Origin of the sequence: Embleya scabrispora (assembly GCF_002024165.1) — a bacterium.
GTDB lineage: Bacteria > Actinomycetota > Actinomycetes > Streptomycetales > Streptomycetaceae > Embleya > Embleya scabrispora_A.
Window position 1 is genome coordinate 1,807,135 of sequence record NZ_MWQN01000001.1, and the last position, 15,984, is coordinate 1,823,118.

The 15,984-nt window shown below is 72.8% G+C and carries 9 protein-coding genes; 3 read left to right on the top strand and 6 right to left on the bottom strand.

All coding sequences use genetic code 11. The features are described 5' to 3' along the window. Positions 1-72 precede the first annotated feature (72 nt). Together B4N89_RS07840 and B4N89_RS07845 are read right to left on the bottom strand one after the other, a co-directional pair. Positions 73-3,957, bottom strand: a complete 3,885-nt coding sequence (locus B4N89_RS07840; protein WP_101897019.1) for a Pls/PosA family non-ribosomal peptide synthetase — start codon at positions 3,955-3,957, stop codon at positions 73-75. Positions 3,958-5,364: 1,407 nt separating this feature from the next. Further along, complete coding sequence (locus B4N89_RS07845) at positions 5,365-6,252, bottom strand: sigma-70 family RNA polymerase sigma factor (RefSeq protein WP_078975185.1); 888 nt, start codon at positions 6,250-6,252, stop codon at positions 5,365-5,367. A 275-nt stretch (positions 6,253-6,527) separates the two neighbouring features. On the opposite strand from B4N89_RS07845, the gene B4N89_RS07850 reads away from it, so the two are divergent. Next, a complete protein-coding gene (locus B4N89_RS07850; protein WP_078975186.1) occupies positions 6,528-7,211 on the top strand; it encodes an FMN-dependent NADH-azoreductase in 684 nt (227 codons plus the stop codon). A 511-nt stretch (positions 7,212-7,722) separates the two neighbouring features. After that, positions 7,723-8,361: a helix-turn-helix domain-containing protein gene (locus B4N89_RS07855; RefSeq protein WP_078975188.1), complete on the top strand. Its 639-nt coding sequence runs from the start codon at positions 7,723-7,725 to the stop codon at positions 8,359-8,361. 204 nt (positions 8,362-8,565) lie between these two features. Here B4N89_RS07855 and B4N89_RS07860 read toward each other — a convergent pair whose 3' ends face one another. From B4N89_RS07860 to B4N89_RS07875, 4 genes are read right to left on the bottom strand one after another with little or no spacing between them, the layout of a single operon-like run. Next, positions 8,566-9,840: a cation:proton antiporter gene (locus tag B4N89_RS07860; RefSeq protein WP_078975189.1), complete on the bottom strand. Its 1,275-nt coding sequence runs from the start codon at positions 9,838-9,840 to the stop codon at positions 8,566-8,568. A gap of 13 nt (positions 9,841-9,853) precedes the next feature. Beyond that, positions 9,854-11,287, bottom strand: a complete 1,434-nt coding sequence (locus B4N89_RS07865) for a cytochrome P450 (RefSeq protein WP_101897264.1) — start codon at positions 11,285-11,287, stop codon at positions 9,854-9,856. Further along, positions 11,284-12,426, bottom strand: a complete 1,143-nt coding sequence (locus B4N89_RS07870) for an alpha-hydroxy acid oxidase (protein WP_101897265.1) — start codon at positions 12,424-12,426, stop codon at positions 11,284-11,286. Before B4N89_RS07870 ends, B4N89_RS07865 begins: the two co-directional genes overlap by 4 nt. A 5-nt stretch (positions 12,427-12,431) precedes the next feature. Beyond that, the gene (locus tag B4N89_RS07875; protein ID WP_078975191.1) at positions 12,432-14,054 is read right to left on the bottom strand and encodes an NAD(P)-binding domain-containing protein; all 1,623 of its coding nucleotides are present in this window, start codon (positions 14,052-14,054) and stop codon (positions 12,432-12,434) included. Positions 14,055-14,629: 575 nt separating this feature from the next. On the opposite strand from B4N89_RS07875, the gene B4N89_RS07880 reads away from it, so the two are divergent. Then, positions 14,630-15,982: a diaminopimelate decarboxylase gene (locus B4N89_RS07880; RefSeq protein WP_078975192.1), complete on the top strand. Its 1,353-nt coding sequence runs from the start codon at positions 14,630-14,632 to the stop codon at positions 15,980-15,982. Positions 15,983-15,984 lie beyond the last annotated feature (2 nt).

Genomic DNA, 15,984 nt, shown 5'->3' on the forward strand with positions numbered 1-15,984 from the left:
ATTCGTGCTCCGTCCCCGTCGCGCCCACCGTCGCGGGACGAGCCGCGTCCCGCGACGCCGTCTCGAAACGCATCACCGTCGCCAGGCCTCGATCGGGTTGCCCAGCCAGCCGGTGTCCTCCGGAACGGTCTCGCCCCGCATCACCAGCGAGGCGGGGCCCAGCGTGCTGCGTGCCCCGATCGTGCTGCCGGGCAGTACGATCCCGCGCGGGCCGAGCGTGGCGCCCTCGCGAAGGATCACAGTATCCATGCGCATGATCCGGTCGTGGAAGAGATGCGTCTGGAGTACGCAGCCGCGCCCCACGCTCACCGCGTCCTCCAGGGTGACCAGGTCCGCCTCCGGCAGCCAGTAGCTCTCGCACCACACGCCGCGCCCGATGTGCGCTCCCAGGCCGCGCAGCCACAGGTTGAGCACGGAGGTCCCGGACACCCGGCCGACCAGCCACGGCACCGCCAGCACCTCGACGAACGTGTCGGCCAACTCGTTGCGCCACACGAAGCCGCTCCACAGCGGGTGTTCGACCGGCCGGAACCGGCCGACCAGGAGCCACTTGGCCGCGATCGACACCACGCACGCCGCCGCCCCGCAGGCGAGCAGGACCAGGCCGGAGAGCAGCGCGGCCAGGACGAGCGAGTACGTGCCGAGCCAGGCCAGCGCGGTCAGCGTGAGCAGCGCCAGCGCCGCCGAGCACAACACCGGGATCGCCCGGCACAGCTCGACCAGGCCGCGCGCCCAGCGCAGCCGGGCCGGCGGGTCGTAGGTCAGGCCCTGATCGGCGACGTCGGCCGAACGGGGCAGGCGCATCGGCGGCATGCCCAGGTACGAGCCGCCCTTCTTGGTCTTCTTCGGCGTCGCCGACAACACGCCGACCAGGCCGCGCGCGGGCACCGAGCGGCCGGGGGCGGTCATCCCGGAGTTGCCCAGGAAGGCCCGCTCGCCGATCGTCGCGGCGCCGATCCGGATCCACCCGCCGCCGAGTTCGTAGGAGGCGATCAGCGTGTCGTCGGCCAGGAACGCCCCGTCGCCGACCGTGGTCAGGCTCGGCAGCGCCAGCACGGTGGACGCCTCGACGCCCTTGCCCACCTTCATCCCGAGCGCCCGCAACCACACCGGCGTGAACAGGCTCGCGTAGATCGGGAACAACTTCTCCCGGGCCAGGTCCATCAACTGGGTGACGGTCCACGCCTGCCAGCCGATCCGGCCGTGCAGCGGGTGGTAGCCGGGACGCAGGCCCAGGCTGAGCAACCGCACGAGCAGCACGATGGACAGCGCGTACACCGCCGCGAAGGCGGCCACGGCCGGGACCAGCGCGAGCAGCGCGCCGCCGAGCGCCGTACCGAGGCCGTCGCCGGGGTGCACGAACGCGCCGAGGACGAACAGCGCGGGTACGGCCGCCACGATCGGCAGCACGGTCGGGAGCAGTCCGCCGATGCCGTACAGCACGGACCACAGCGGCTTGCGCGGCGGCCGATCGCCGAACCGGCCCCGATCCACCTTGCCGAGCCGTACCGCCGGCACCCCGCCCCAGCGCCGGCTCGGCGGCACGTTGCCGGTGACCGCGGAGCCCGCCGCGACCTCGGCCGAGCGGCCGATCCGCGCGCCGGGGAAGAGCGTGCTGCGGGTGCCCACGATCGCGCCGGCGCCGACCTTGATCGCGCCGATCTCCAGGCGGTCGCCGTCCAGCCAGTGGCCGGACAGGTCCACCTCGGCCTCCACCGCGCAGCCCCGGCCGAGCTTGAGCAGGCCGGTGACCGGCGGCAGCGTGTGCAGGTCGACGTCGCGGCCGACCTTGGCGCCGAGCGCGCGGGCGTAGCGCAGCAGCCAGGCCCCGGACAGCGAGGTCGCCCCGCTCGCGTCGGCCAACTGCTCGGCCGCCCACAGCCGGATGTGCACACCGCCGCCGCGCGGATACGTCCCGGGACGCAGCCCGCGCAGCAGCAGCCGAGCGCCGCCGGCGGAGATGGCCACCCGTCCCGGCGGGCTGAACAACACGGCCCAGCCCGCCGCGACCCACCACCAGGACGCGGTGGGTGCCCACGGGTAGTGGCCGAACCAGGCGGCGACGTTGCCGAGGGCGAGCAGGCCGACCGTCCAGCGCAGGCCGATCAGCGTGTACAGCGGGATCAGCAGGAGCAGCTGGGCCACTCGGGCCCGGGTCGGCGTGGGCGCCACCTTGCGGCTCGCGCCCGCGTCCTGGGCCGAGCGCTCCAGGCGGCGGGCGAGTTTGCGCAGCGTGGGCTGCTGGTAGATGTCCGCGACGGCGGCCGCCGGATATCGCTCGCGCAACAGGGTGGTGAGCCGGGCGGCGGCCAGGCTGTTCCCGCCGATCGCGAAGAAGTCGTCCTGCGCGCTGCCCGGGGCGATGCCGAGCACATCGGTCCACTGCTCGGCAAGCCAGGCCTCGGTGCCGTACAGCTGTTCGGCGGGGCCGCTGTCCTCGGTGTCGGCGAGCGGCCAGGGCAGCGCGTCGCGGTCCACCTTGCCGGAGGTGCGGGTGGGCAGGTCGGCGACCGGGGCGAGGCGGGGTACGAGGGCTGCGGGCAGTTCGGCGCGCAGCCGGGCCACCGCGTCCTCGCGGTCCCAGCCGTCGCCGGTGACCAGGTAGCCGACCAGGAGCTGGTTGCCGCCCTTGACGGTGCGCACGGCCGCGGCGGCGCCCACCACGCCGGGCAGCGCCTGGAGAGCGGCGTCGATCTCGCCCAGTTCGATGCGGCGGCCGCCGAGCTTGATCTGCTCGTCGCCGCGGCCGACGAAGACCAGGCCCTCGGCGTCGGCGCGGACCACGTCGCCGCTGCGGTAGGCGCGCTCCCAGCCCATCGAGTCCAGCGGGGCGTACTTCTCCGCGTCCTTGGCCGGGTCGAGGTAGCGGGCCAGGCCGACGCCGCCGATCACCAGTTCGCCGGTCTCGCCCATCGCGACGGGGCGGCCCTCGGCGTCGACCACGGCCAGCTCCCAGCCGTCGAGCGGCAGGCCGATGCGGACCGGGCCCTCGCCGGTGAGCGGCGCGCCGCAGGCGACCACGGTGGCCTCGGTCGGGCCGTACGTGTTCCAGACCTCGCGGCCCTCGGCGACCACCCGCTCGACCAGTTCCGGCGGGCATGCCTCGCCGCCGAAGATCAGCAGGCGTACATCGAGCAGCGCCTCGGTCGGCCACAGCGCGGCGAGCGTCGGCACGGTGGAGACCACGGTGATCTCCTGCTCGGCCAGCCAGGGTCCGAGGTCGGCGCCGGATCGCACCCGCGAGCGGGGCACGGTGACCAGGCAGGCGCCGTAGCGCCAGGCCAGCCACATCTCCTCGCAGGAGGCGTCGAAGGCGACCGAAAGGCCGGCCATCACCCGGTCGCCGGGGCCGATCGGCTCCTCTTGGAGGAAGAGGCCGGCCTCGGCGTCGACGAAGGCGGCGGCGTTGCGGTGGGTGACCGCGACGCCCTTGGGCTTGCCGGTGGAGCCGGAGGTGAAGATGATCCAGGCGTCGTCGGCGGGGGTGGGGCGGGCCGGCGGGCGCGGGTCACCCACGTGAGTGACGCGCAGGTCGCGTTCGGCGCCCAGTACGGCGGCCACCCCGGCCTCGCCGAACACCAGGTCGGCGCGCTCGTCGGGGTCCTCGGCGTCGACCGGGACGTAGGCGGCGCCGGCGGCCAGCACGGCGAGGATGCAGATGTACAGGTCGTTGCTGCCGGAGGGCACCCGGACGCCGACCCGGTCGCCGACCCCGATCCCGGCCTCGGCGAGCCGCCGGCGCAGTCCCTCCACCTCGGCGGCCAAGGCGCGATACGTGAGCGTACGGCGGCCGTCGTCGAGGGCGGGTTCGTTGGGGTGGGCACGGACGGTGGCGTCCAGGATGTCCACGAGCGTGCGGGGCGTCGAAGCGGGCCGTCCGGAGTAGACGGCGGGGGTCGACGTGGGCGCGGTACCGAACGGATCGTCGGTGGCGCGCAGCGGTAGCGCTATGGCCATGAGGTCCTCATCCCTGGTCCCCGTCAAGGCCTGCGATCGGCTCCCGGGGAGGTGTCGCGGCCCCGGCCCCTGGCCGACCGGGTCGCTTCTCGAGCGTGGCAACCCGACCGACACTAACCCCGTTCGCCCCGGAGCCACGACTCGTGATGCGATCAACTACCGCTGAAACAAAGGGTTCTGATGCTTCGTCACATATGACTTGACGATCCATCAGATCCCACGGTCCCCTGGAAGCAAGCCTCTTGACGACCCGTCAGCCCACAACCCGGCTTACACACCACCCCAAGCTCCTGTGACCCACGCAACACGCTATGCCCACTCCACGCACCCGCGCCCGCCGACCTCGGCCGGACGGATGACGCCGCCCCGGCGGCCGGACAAGGCGCCGTCGCCACCCGACCGCCCACCACGGGCGACGCGAACCACGAGGGGACGGGAGACCGCACCGGTACGACGTGATCACGCCGAGTCGAGCGGGAGGTCGGGCGGAGCCGGACCGGGATTGGTCCGCGACCGGGGTCGAGCCGCCGCCGGCCCCTGGCCGGGTGGAGCCGGGCCACGGTCGAGCCGGACCCGAACCGACCCGAGCCGGAACAGGCAGGGGCCGAACCGCACCGCCCCCGAAGCCCCCCAGGGTCGAACGGAACCGGACCGGGATTGGGCCAAACCGGGCCCCAGTCACACCACACCCGAGGCCCGGTAGAGCCGTGCCCCGGACACGCCGGACCCGAACCGACCCGAGCCGGAACAGGCGGGGGCCGAACCGCACCGCACCCGAAGCCCGCCGGGGTCGAACGGAACCGGACCGGGATTGGGCCAAACCGGGGCCGAGTCACACGACACCCGAGGCCCGGTAGCGCCGAGCCCCGGACACGCCGGACCCTAACCGACCCGAGCCGGAACAGGCAGGGGCCGAACCACACCGCGCCCGAAGCCCGCCGGGGTCGAACGGAACCGGACCGGAATTGGGCCAAACCGGGGCCGAGTCACACCACACCCGAGCCCCGGGCGCACCGGACCCTAACCGAGCCGGGCCGGAACAGGCGGGGTCGAGTCACCGCCGGACCCGGGCCGAGCCGGGTCGGGCGGGGCCGAACCGGGGTTGGGCCGACCGGACCCGAGCCGAGTCGGAACGAACCGGGGCCGAGTCGCACCAGCCGGGCCGGAAGGAACCGAACCCCGCGTCGCACCGGCCCCGGGTCGAGTCGGGCCGGAACTGGTCGGGCCGGGCGGAGCCGGGCGACCCGGCCCGCGTCGCACCCGCCGTAGTCGGGTGCAGTCGACCCGGGCCGGGTCGCCCGGTGGGGCCGGCCCGGTGCGGCCGGCCCCACCGCACCACGCCCCACCGCACCACGCCCCACCGCACCACGCCACGCCCCACCACGACGCGCCGCACACCCCCGCAGCTCAGTGGCCCGTGCGCCCCGCGCCCAACCGCATCGCGGCCAACCGCGCCGGCTCCGCGATCACCTCGATGTCGGTGATCCGCCCGGCCGCGAAGCTCAGCCGCAACACCGCGAACAGTCGCCCACCCGGCGCGATCACGATGCCGGGCCGCCCGTCCACGAGGGCGACCGCGCCCAGCCGGGCCCGGTGGGCGAACATCCGGGTCTCCTCGGCCACCGACCGCGCGCCCCGGACCTCGCCGGCCACCCCGGTCGGTACCGCGAACCGGTCCACGCGGCGCACCACGTCCGGCGCGAGCAGTTCGACCAGCGTGTCCAGATCGCCGCCGCGCGAAGCGGCCAGGAACGCGTCCACCACGGTGTAGTGCCGGGCCAGGTCGACCTCGTCGAGCGCGGCCCGCCCGCGTACCCGCTCGCGGGCCCGGCTGGCCAGCTTCTTGCTCGCCACCGGCGTACGTCCCACCACCGGCGCGATCTCGGCGAACGGCACCGCGAACATGTCGTGCAGCACGAAGGCGACCCGCTCGGCGGGGGTCAACCGGTCGAGTACGACCAGTATGGCCAGACCCACGGACTCGGCCAGCACCGCCTCGTGCTCGGGTTCGGGCCCGCCCGGCCGCTCCAAAACCGCCTCCGGCGCCGCCGTCAGCGGCTCCTCGCCCCGGGTCCGGCGAAGCCGCAACATGTCGAGGCACACCCGCGCGGTGACCGTGGTCAGCCACCCGCCCAGGTTCTCGACGCCGTCGATCCCCGCCCGGTCGACCCGCAACCAGGCCGCCTGCACGGCGTCGTCGGCGTCGTCCAGCGAGCCGAGCATGCGATAGGCGACCGTGCGCAGGTGCTCACGATGCACCTCGAAGCGCTCGGCCAGGGCCTCGGTTCCGTCCATGGTCACCTTTCCGATCAGGCATCAGTCAGAGGGGAGACGAGCCGCTTCCGCACGATGCCGATCGATAAAGGAGACAACAGCCGAGTTTACCGCCGCCCCATCCGCCCCTCGCGGCATCCGGCCGCGCAAGGCGTGGCAAGGCCCGAGCCCGATCACCCGCGATCCCGCCCCCACGCCGGGCCGCCCCGGCGCGCTTCCGCACGCCCCGACACCGGCCGATCCCGGCTCGACGCCACCCCGCAACCCCGCCATCCCGCCATCCCAGGGAGTTCCCCGTGAAGTTCTTCCGTCTCGACGCCGCCATCCGCGTCGAAGGCTCGATCAGCCGATCCCTCGCCGACCTCGCCGAGGCCGAGTGGACCCGGGCGTTCCCGGACGCCGAGTTCGTCCGGCGCGACCTGGGTCGTCATCCCCTGCCCCCGGTCTGGCCGATCGCCGAGGCGAGCCGGACGACGCCGCAGGACGCCCGTACCCGGGAACAGCACGCGGCGACCGCGCTCGGCACGGAACTGGCCGACGAGTTCCTGTCCGCCGACGCCTTCCTCCTCGCCGTGCCGATGTACAACTTCGGCGTCCCCCAGCAGGTCAAGACCTGGATCGACCTGATCATCACCGACCACCGCGCCGCCGACGTCAGCCGCCCGATCGTGCCCGGCCGCCCGGCCCTGCTCGTCCAGGCCCGGGGCGGCGGCTACGCTCCCGGCACCCCGCGCGCCGGTTGGGACCACGCCACGCCGTACCTGAACCGCATCCTCGGCGACGTCTGGGGGCTCGACACGGTCGCCGCCACGGCCGAACTCACCGCCGCCGACGTCAATCCCGCCCTGGCGGACCTGCGTCCGCTCGCCCACCGATGCCTCGTCGACGCCAGGGCCGACACGATCCGCCACGCCCGCGACATCGCCGACCGACTGCGCGCCACCCCCAACTCCCCCGCCCCCGAACCGATCTCGGCCTGACCGACCCGTCGTCGAGGGGGGCGAGTCGGCACCCGCCACCGCCCTCTCCGGCGCACCCGACGGACCCGACGGACCGTCATGCGGCCACGCCGGCCGGGATTTTCACGCCCGCGAACATATTGGGTACAGATCGAGTACAGCCCCGATCCGCGCCCGCATCGGCCATCCGGCCCGTCGGGTACCGGCACCGATCCGGCCATCGCGCCCGGACTCGCCGTTATGTGCGAGCCGGAATGCCCGCGATCGGTGCTGGATATGCTCAGTGGCGACCCGATCCCCTTTCCGGGCACCACGTTTTCCCACGTCGGGGTTCGGCACGTCGTGTGCGGAGATCCAACCCCTTCCGATCTCCGCCGGCCACGCCACAAGCGGCAGGCTCGACGTGCCCGGTCCGGTTCGACGCCCACCACGGCTCGACGGGACAGGGCGTCAAGCGCACCGGAGGCACCACCTTCACCCCAAGGAGGAACCACCAGATGTCGCACTTACCCCGTTGTGAAGGAACCGCGAGATGACGACCGCGCCGCGACCGGAGGAACCGACGGGCGCCGAACCCCCCGCGCCCCGGCCGATCGGCTCGTGCCACCGGGAGTTGGGGCTGACCCTGTACCGCCTGCGTCTGGAGCGCGGACTCTCCCTTCGGGCCCTCGCCCGACGTCTGGGATACAGCTCGCACAGTGCCTTCGCCGACTTCGAGAAGGCCCGACGCATGCCCGGCGAACCGCTCCTGGTCGCCTATGAGCGCCTGTTCGAGCTTCCACACGGACTCCTGCTGGAGCTACGCGCACGGGCGTTGGCCGAACGCGCGGCACGGTTGACCGCGATCCGGGAAAGCACCGTCCTGGGCAGCACGGAAACCCTCGGCACACCCACACTCGACACCTCCGTCCGCTCACCGGCACCCCCCGCGGCGCCGCCCGGTCCTTCGGGCACCGGTCCGACCGGCACGCCCGACCGGGAGGTTACGCGTGTCAACCAGAGCAGACGAGCCGATCCCCCGGCCCCGCTCGACCGGACGAGCCGCCTCACCGGATTCACCCGCAGACCGAGAGCCGCCGGCGGCCTGGCCGGCCTGGGTGCGGCCGTCGTACATTTCCTCGGCCGCCGTACCGGCGCCGCGTCGGGCACCCGAAGCATCGCAAAACGCTGATCCCTCGCAAGCACCGCGTGCCCGCCCCCATCGCAAGGGTCACCGCCCTTCGCCCCGGCAAGGCCGTCCCCACACAACGACACCGACACCGACACCACCCGCACAGGGCGCGGCCCGGCACTCCCGCCGGGCCGCGCTCCGCACTCGAAATTCCCTGCCGTTACAGGCCGTTGCCCCCCAACCGAAGCCGAGCGCGCCGGCCGCTCAACCCGACGACACCACCTCCTCCTCCCGACCCGTTCGCGCGTGCGACCGCGCGCCCGCCTCGCGACGATCGAACAGGCTCAACAGCGGAACCGTCATGATCGTGGTGATCAGGGCGACCAGGACCAGCGCGGCGAACAACTCGTCGCCGACGATGCCCGCCGCGAGGCCGATGTTGAGCGCGATCAGCTGCATCAACCCTCGGGCGTTCATCAGTACGCCGACCCGGACGGCCACCGGCCGGGGCTCCCCGCGCAGCCGTGCGGCGGCCCAGCAGCCACCGAACTTGCCGACCACCGCGACGATCACCGCCGTCCCCCCGAACACCAGCACCGACGGGTCGGCGAACACGTCGAATTTCGTGTTCAGTCCGGAGTAGGTGAAGAACATCGGTACGAACACCACCTGGGTCACCGACTGGGTAGACCGCACCAACCGCTCCGAGTTCTCTCCGCGCGGCATCGCCATCCCGACGCAGAACGCGCCGAACACCGCGTAGAGGTCGATCGTGTCGGTGAACCACGCGGCGCAGAACAGCACCACGAGGACGAGCAGGAGCCGGGTGTCGTCGCCGAGACCCGGGCGCTCCACGATCCACCGGAGCAGCAGGCGCCCCAGCAGGAACAGCACCACGACGAACAGCAGGGAGCCGCCGATCGTCTTGACGACCGGTCGCACCTCGCCGGACGCCCCGCCCAGCACCCCCGCCAGCATGATCCAGGCGAGGGCGTCGTCGGTGGCCCCGGAGGCCAGCGCGAGGGAGCCGAACCGGGTCCCGGACAGGCCGCGTTCGGTGATGATCCGGGCCAGCATCGGAAACGCGGTGATCGCCAGGGCGACGCCGACGAAGGCCGCCGTGACCCACACCGACACCCCGTCGACGAAGATGCCCACGTGCCCGTACGCCGCCAGGGTCAGCCCCATGCCCAGGACCAGCGGGATCACCACCCCGGCCGCGGAGACCGCGACCGCGGTGCCGGCCAGCCCGCGCCCGGCGTGCGCCCGGAATTCGTACCCGGTGGCGAACATCAGCGCCACCAGGCCGATCTGTCCGGCCACGTACAACACCGGCTTCAGTTCGGGCGGGAAAACCTCGGCCGAGGCCCCGGGGGCGACCAGCCCGAACAGGGACGGGCCGAGCAGCACTCCGGCGATCATCTCGCCGACCACGGGCGGTTGCCCGAATCGGCCCACCACGAAGACGACCAGCCGACACGTCAGCAGGATCACCACGACGGCCAGGAAGAACACGGGTGCGAGTTCCGACGGAGTCATCGCCTCACCCCTCTCATCGGCCGGCGGGTACGGACGGCGCGGGGCCGGCGGACGAGGCGCCGAAGTAGGCGCGGCACAACCCCTGTCGGCGGGCGTCGTGGACCATGTAGGCGCCGAGCACGAGTTGGGTGAGGCTGCGCGGGACGGCGGCCCATCGGTCCGTGAGGCGCATCACCGCGAGCCGGACCCGGGGCCGGCGCGGGGGTGGGGCGGCCGGATCGGTGCGCGGGGTGAGCAGGCAGGGTCCTCGGTTGGGCAGGGAACGGGTGTGTTGCGCCGAGGAGTCGAGCCGAAAGCGGCGCAGCGTCTCCTCGGCCGCGACCCGCAGGGTGAGCAGGGCGAAGCCGCGGGCCGGGCACGGGCGGTTTGCGGTGACGCCGAACGGGATGTACTCGGTGGGCCGGGTGTCCGGGTCCAACCACCGATCGGGGTCGAAGGCGAGGCCCTGGGAGCCCTGATACTCGGGGTAGTTGAACAGCAGTACCGAGCCGGTCGGGATGGGCTCGCGCCCCTCCCGGGGGATCTCACCCGAGGTGATCCGGTGCGCCACGCCGAAGAGCGGGAAGTGCAGCAGCGTCTCGTCGACGACGCGGTCCAGGTGGTCCGGATCCGTACCGGGCGCCTGGAGGCGGGTCTGCGTGTCGCGGTGTGTGGCCAGGGCCAGCAGCAGGTGGGCCGCGGCCTCCGACATCTGCACCACGGCGGTATTGAAGAACGTGCCCTGGAGGTAGTAGGCCTGCTCCCGCCGGTCCAGCGACTCCGGCAGCGGCCCGGGCGGCGGATCGTCGGCGAGTCGGGCCCGCAGGTGGTCGGTGAGCCGGGCCCGCCGGTCCATGTGCCGAAGGCCCAGGCACTTGATCGAGTCGACCACGTCGTTCGCGTGGTCGGTGATCAGGTTGCGGACGTGGCGCGGGCAGGGTTCGCGGAAGACCACCTCGTAGTAGACCTCGGCCCACACGGGCATCATCAGGTCGCGTAGCCGCACGTGCAAGGCCCGTGCGGTGCGCGGGTGTTCACCCGATCCGCCGGTCGCCGTTCGGCCACCGGTCAGTTCGTCGAGGACATTGCGCGTGCAGCGGCCGACCAGTTCGGTCCACTGCTCCCGGGAGATGCCCGCCAGGATGCGTCGGGTGGTTTTGGCCACGTCGTCGTAGCGAGGTCCGGGTTCCACGTGTTCCTGGTGCACCTCCGGGCCGGGCGCCAGCCAGTACCAGAACAGGTCGGACAGGGCGGCGCCGCGACTGCGGCCGTCCGCCGCCGGATGCCCGTACACCCGCTTGAACTCCTCGGCGGGCACCTCGGGTCCGGGCACCCGCACACCGTCCGCACCGCCCGCCCGGGCGAAGATGCGCACGCGCAGCGCGATCACGATCCCGGGCAGCCAGTAGGGCAGCACGGCCATCGGGAGCATGACCGCGCCGAGGATCGACCAGCCGACGGCGCTCATCCGATTCCCCCGCCGCGTCGGGTGTCCGCCCCCGGCGTCACGGTGGGGCCGGGTGCGGATCCCCACCCCGGCACCCGGACCAGGTCGGGCGTCAGATCCGCGAGCCCGGAGGCGCCGCACAGGGCCAGCGCCTCGTCGAGTTCGTCCCACAGCAGGTGCAGCAGCCGTCGTACGCCCTTCTCCCCGCCCTCGGCCAGCGCCCACATCACCGGTCGGCCGATACCCACGGCGATCGCGCCGAGCGCCAGCGCCTTGACCACGTCGGTGCCCCGCCGGATCCCCCCGTCCAGCACGATCGGGATGCGCCCGGCCACCGCGGCGACCAGCTCGGGCAGCAGTTCCAACGTCGGCGGTACCGTGTCGAGTTGCCGACCGCCGTGGTTGGACAGCAGCAGTCCGTCGACGCCGTGCCGAACCGCGAGCCGCGCGTCCTCGGGATGCAGCACACCCTTGAGCAGGACCGGCAGATCGGTGCATCGCCGTAATCGACCCACGTGTTCCCAGGAGAACTCCGGGGACATCGCGATCTGCCGTATGTGCCCGCGCTCGCCGTCCCGCAGGTCCACCAGGTTCTCGCAGCGCATCCCCGGCGGCAGGTCGTGGAAGCCGTTGCGCCGGTTGCGCTCGCCCGCGCCGAGCACCGGGGAGTCGACGGTGACCACCAGGGCGGTACAGCCGGCCTCCTCGGCACGGCGTACCAGCGCCTCGGTGATCCCCGGATCGGGTTGGAGGTAGAGCTGGAACCACAGCGGCGGCGCCTGCCCGGGCTCGGCGGCGGCGCGGGCCGCGGCGGCGACCTCGCCCACCGCCACCGTGGATGCCATGGAGACGATCATGATCGCCCCGGCGGCGGCCGCGGCCCGGGCGGTGGCCGCCTCTCCCTCCGGATCGACCAGCTTGTGGAAGGCGGTCGGCGAGAGCAGGATCGGCAGGCTCGCCCGTCCGCCGAACAGGGTGACGCACACGTCCCGTTCGAAACTGCCGCGCAGCACCCTGGGCAGCAGTTGCAGCCGGGCGAACGCCGCCTCGTTGGCCCGTACGGTGATCTCGTCGCGCGCTCCACCCGCGATGAAGTCGACGTGTACGGGATCCAGTCGGGCGCGCGCGGCCTCCTCGAAGTCGTACACGGTGAACCGCACCCCGCTCACCGCCCGGCCGGGCTCGGCCGCCGGTCCAGTTCACGGGCGAGGAAGGCCACGAGCGGGGCGTGGTGGACCTGCGGGGAGTCCCACTCGTTCTCCAGGTTCTCCGTCATGTTGTGCGTGGCCGACAGCTCGCCGTCCCGGAAGTGCCGGATCACCGGGTGCAGGTAGGCGGCGTCGATGGAACCGTCCACCGAGTTCTGCGCGGTGCGGCGCACGGTGATGTCGAAAGGGTCGACCTTGTCGTGGTCGGGCCCGTACTCGAGGGTGACGGTGAAGTAGTCGCCGCCGTCGGGCGATCGGCTCTCGTGCGCGTAGTCGACCGGCACCTCCTCGCGGTAGTGCGCCTGCCCGTCGTGGTCGATCACGATCAGGTCCCCGATCACGCCGAACTGCTGCCACAGCGCCGAGCTGCGATTGACCCGGGCCACCACGGCATCCGCGAGCGCCATCGGCGTGCCGGGCAACGACCGCTGTGGCCAGGGTCGTTGGTGGTGGCGCTCGTCGAGGATGTGACCGAGGGCGCGGACGGCGTAGCGGAATCCGTGGATGAAGCCTCCGGTGGACTTCTTGAAGTCGCGCTGCTGCATCAGGGTGCCGGCGAAGTACAGGCCGGGCACGTTCACCGACTCGTATGCCGGGGACAGGGCGGCGAACCGGTCGTCGATGGCCAGTTCCGGGCGGCAGTCCGGGGCGAAGATCGAGGCGTCGAAGCGGAAGCCCGTACAGACGACGACCCGGTCGTAGTGGAGTTCCTTGACCACCTCGTCGGCGCGCGAGAACGCGAACCGCACCCGGTAGCGCCCCGCGTCGCCGCCCTTGTCCACGGACAACACGCGACCGTCCAACACGGCGTTGCGCAGCTTGAGTTGGTAGGTGTCGAGGAAGTTGGCGTTGATCGCGCGCAGGTGTCCGACGAAGTGGGTGTTCCAGGCGAGCCGGATGGAGTGCGGCCCGGCCACGTGGATCACCGCCGCGGTCTCCAGGAGGTTGTCCGCGGTCTCCAGCGCGGAGTTGCCCTTGCCGAGAATCAGGACTCGCTGGTCGACGAAGTCCTCCGGGTCCACGGACACCGCCGAGTAGTCGTCGGCGGTCTCGATGCCCGGAATATCGGGGGTGTTGGGCCGGGTCAGTCCGGTGGCCACCACCAGCCGCCGGGCGTGGTGTCGCTCTCCCCGCTGGTCGGTAGCGGTGAATCCGCCGTCGGCGCGGCGCCCGATCCGCTCGACCCGGGTGTCGTAGGCGATGTCCAGCTCGAACGCGGCGGCGAAGTCGGCGAGGTAGCGCACGAGGTCGTCGGCGTGCGGGAAGTAGCGCTTGCTGTACCGATTGAACAACAGCTCGGGATCCGGGGACAGGAGCGAGTTCCAGTCCATCCGCATGTTCAACTCGGGATCGTCGGTGCCGTTGTACACCTTGTTGACGGAGATGAGGGTGCGGTGCCGCGGGAAGGTCCGGAAGAAGGTGCCGGGAGTGCGGCCACTCTCCAGGACCCGGTAGCCGTGCCCGGCGGCCTGGAGCAACTGCGCGATCTGGAGCCCGGCGGGCCCGGCGCCGATCACCAGGTAGTCGAGGAGGTCGGGGTGCGTGGCGGAGCCGGTGGGCGTGCCTGATGCGGAGGTCATCGAACTCTCCTTGCGCTCCGGGCGAGGACGGGCCCGGAGACCGATGGGGACGGGGATGGAGTCGCGCGAAGTGCGTCGGGTACGTCGGGCGCGGGGCATGCGGGCGCGGCGGGATGCGCGCGGCCGTGCGGGCGCGCGTGCCGACGAGGTGGGGCGGCGCTGAACGATCCGGCCGCGGGCGGGAATCGCGGCGTGACGTCGTAGTCCCTTGAATGCTCAACAAACACGGTAGTTACGAGTGATCCGTTGGGCAATAACGCGGCGCAAGCGAATGATGACCCGAACGGCACACCGGATCCGCCCGCTGCGGGCGGGTCGCGCGAGGCGGCCGAGCCGACACCATCGCGGAGCCCCGCCGCGGCAACGACGCCGGCACACCCACGCGGGCACGGTCGTCGCCCGCCACAAGGTCGAGCCGACGGTTCGTCGCACTCGACGATGTTCGGCGCGGCGGGGGTGGGGATGCTGGGCATGCGGACGTCCGGCCGGGCGGCGCGTACGGCGATGCCCTCGCGCGCGACCGCGGGGCCCCCGCGAGGCGGGCGTGGGCGAGCGACGAGCGATGAGGAGATCCGGTGGAGACGACTTCCGATGCGGCTCGGCGGCGGCGCGCGGCCCGGAACGCGGCGGTGGCGGCGGCCGTGCGGCAGGGGCTGCTGGGCGCGGGCGAACCGCTGATCGGGCTGTTGGACGTGGACGGGCTGCTCGGCACGGTCGCCGAGTTGCACGCGGCCTTCGCCCCGGCCCCGGTCAGGCACGCCTTCGCGGCCAAGGCGTGCGCCCTCGCCCCGGTGATGCGGCTGATGGCGGACGCGGGGATGGACTGCGAGGTCGCCTCACCCGGCGAGCTGCGGCTGGCGCTGGCGGCCGGCTTCCCGCCCGAGCGCATCGTGTACGACAGCCCGATCAAGACCGTCGCGGAGCTGGAGTTCGCCCTCGCCCACGGCATCGCGCTGAACGTGGACAACTTCCAGGAACTGGCCCGCGTCGACGCCCTGCTCGCCGGCCGGCCCGCGCCCGCGCCGCTCGGGATCCGGGTCAATCCCCAGGTGGGCCGCGGTTCGGTGGACTCCACGAGTACGGCCACGGCGACGTCGAAGTTCGGCGTGGCGCTGCGCGACGAGGGCGCGACCGAGGCGGTCGTACAGGCGTTCGTCCGCCATCCGTGGCTGACCCGGATCCACATCCATGTCGGCTCGCTGGGCTGCCCGTTGCCGCTGATGGCCGAGGGCGTGGCGGCGGCCCACGCGCTGGCCGAGCGGGTGAACGCCGAGGTGGGGCAGCGCCGGGTCACCGGTCTGGACATCGGCGGCGGCCTGCCGGTGAACTTCGCCGACGACACCGACACGCCGACCTTCGCCGACTACGTCGCCGAGTTGCGCCGGGCCGTGCCGACCCTGTTCGACGGCGACTACGACCTGGTCACCGAGTTCGGCCGCTCGATCTTCGCCAAGAACGGCACCGTCGCGTCGATCGTCGAATACACCAAGACCACCGGCGGCCGCCGCATCGCCGTCACCCACGCGGGCGGCCAGATCCTCACCCGCGCCATGTCGATGCCCGAGGCGTGGCCGATCCGCATCGACGCGTTCGACGCGAAGGGCCGGCCGAAGTCCGGCCCGACCGAACCCCACGACATCGCGGGCCCGCTGTGCTTCGCCGGCGACCTCTCGGCGATCGCCCGCGACCTGCCCGTACTCGAACCGGGCGACATCCTCGCCCTCCAGGACACGGGCGCCTACTCCCTGTCCACCCACTTCTCCTACAACTCGCTGCCCCGCCCGGCCATCCACGGCTACCGCACCACCCCGTCCGGCGAGACCACCTTCGCCCCGATCCGCCCGGCCCAATCCCTCGCCGAGGTCCTCACCGACAGCGGCACGGCCCACATCGAATCCCTGACCACGGCCGATCGTCGTCACCCGTGACC

Excerpts from the sequence above, each read along its gene's own strand:
- B4N89_RS07840 (WP_101897019.1), bottom strand. The coding sequence starts at position 3,957 with ATGGCCATAGCGCTACCGCTGCGCGCCACCGACGATCCGTTCGGTACC.
- B4N89_RS07845 (WP_078975185.1), bottom strand. The coding sequence starts at position 6,252 with ATGGACGGAACCGAGGCCCTGGCCGAGCGCTTCGAGGTGCATCGTGAG.
- B4N89_RS07855 (WP_078975188.1), top strand. The coding sequence starts at position 7,723 with ATGACGACCGCGCCGCGACCGGAGGAACCGACGGGCGCCGAACCCCCC.
- B4N89_RS07860 (WP_078975189.1), bottom strand. The coding sequence starts at position 9,840 with ATGACTCCGTCGGAACTCGCACCCGTGTTCTTCCTGGCCGTCGTGGTG.
- B4N89_RS07865 (WP_101897264.1), bottom strand. The coding sequence starts at position 11,287 with ATGAGCGCCGTCGGCTGGTCGATCCTCGGCGCGGTCATGCTCCCGATG.
- B4N89_RS07875 (WP_078975191.1), bottom strand. The coding sequence starts at position 14,054 with ATGACCTCCGCATCAGGCACGCCCACCGGCTCCGCCACGCACCCCGAC.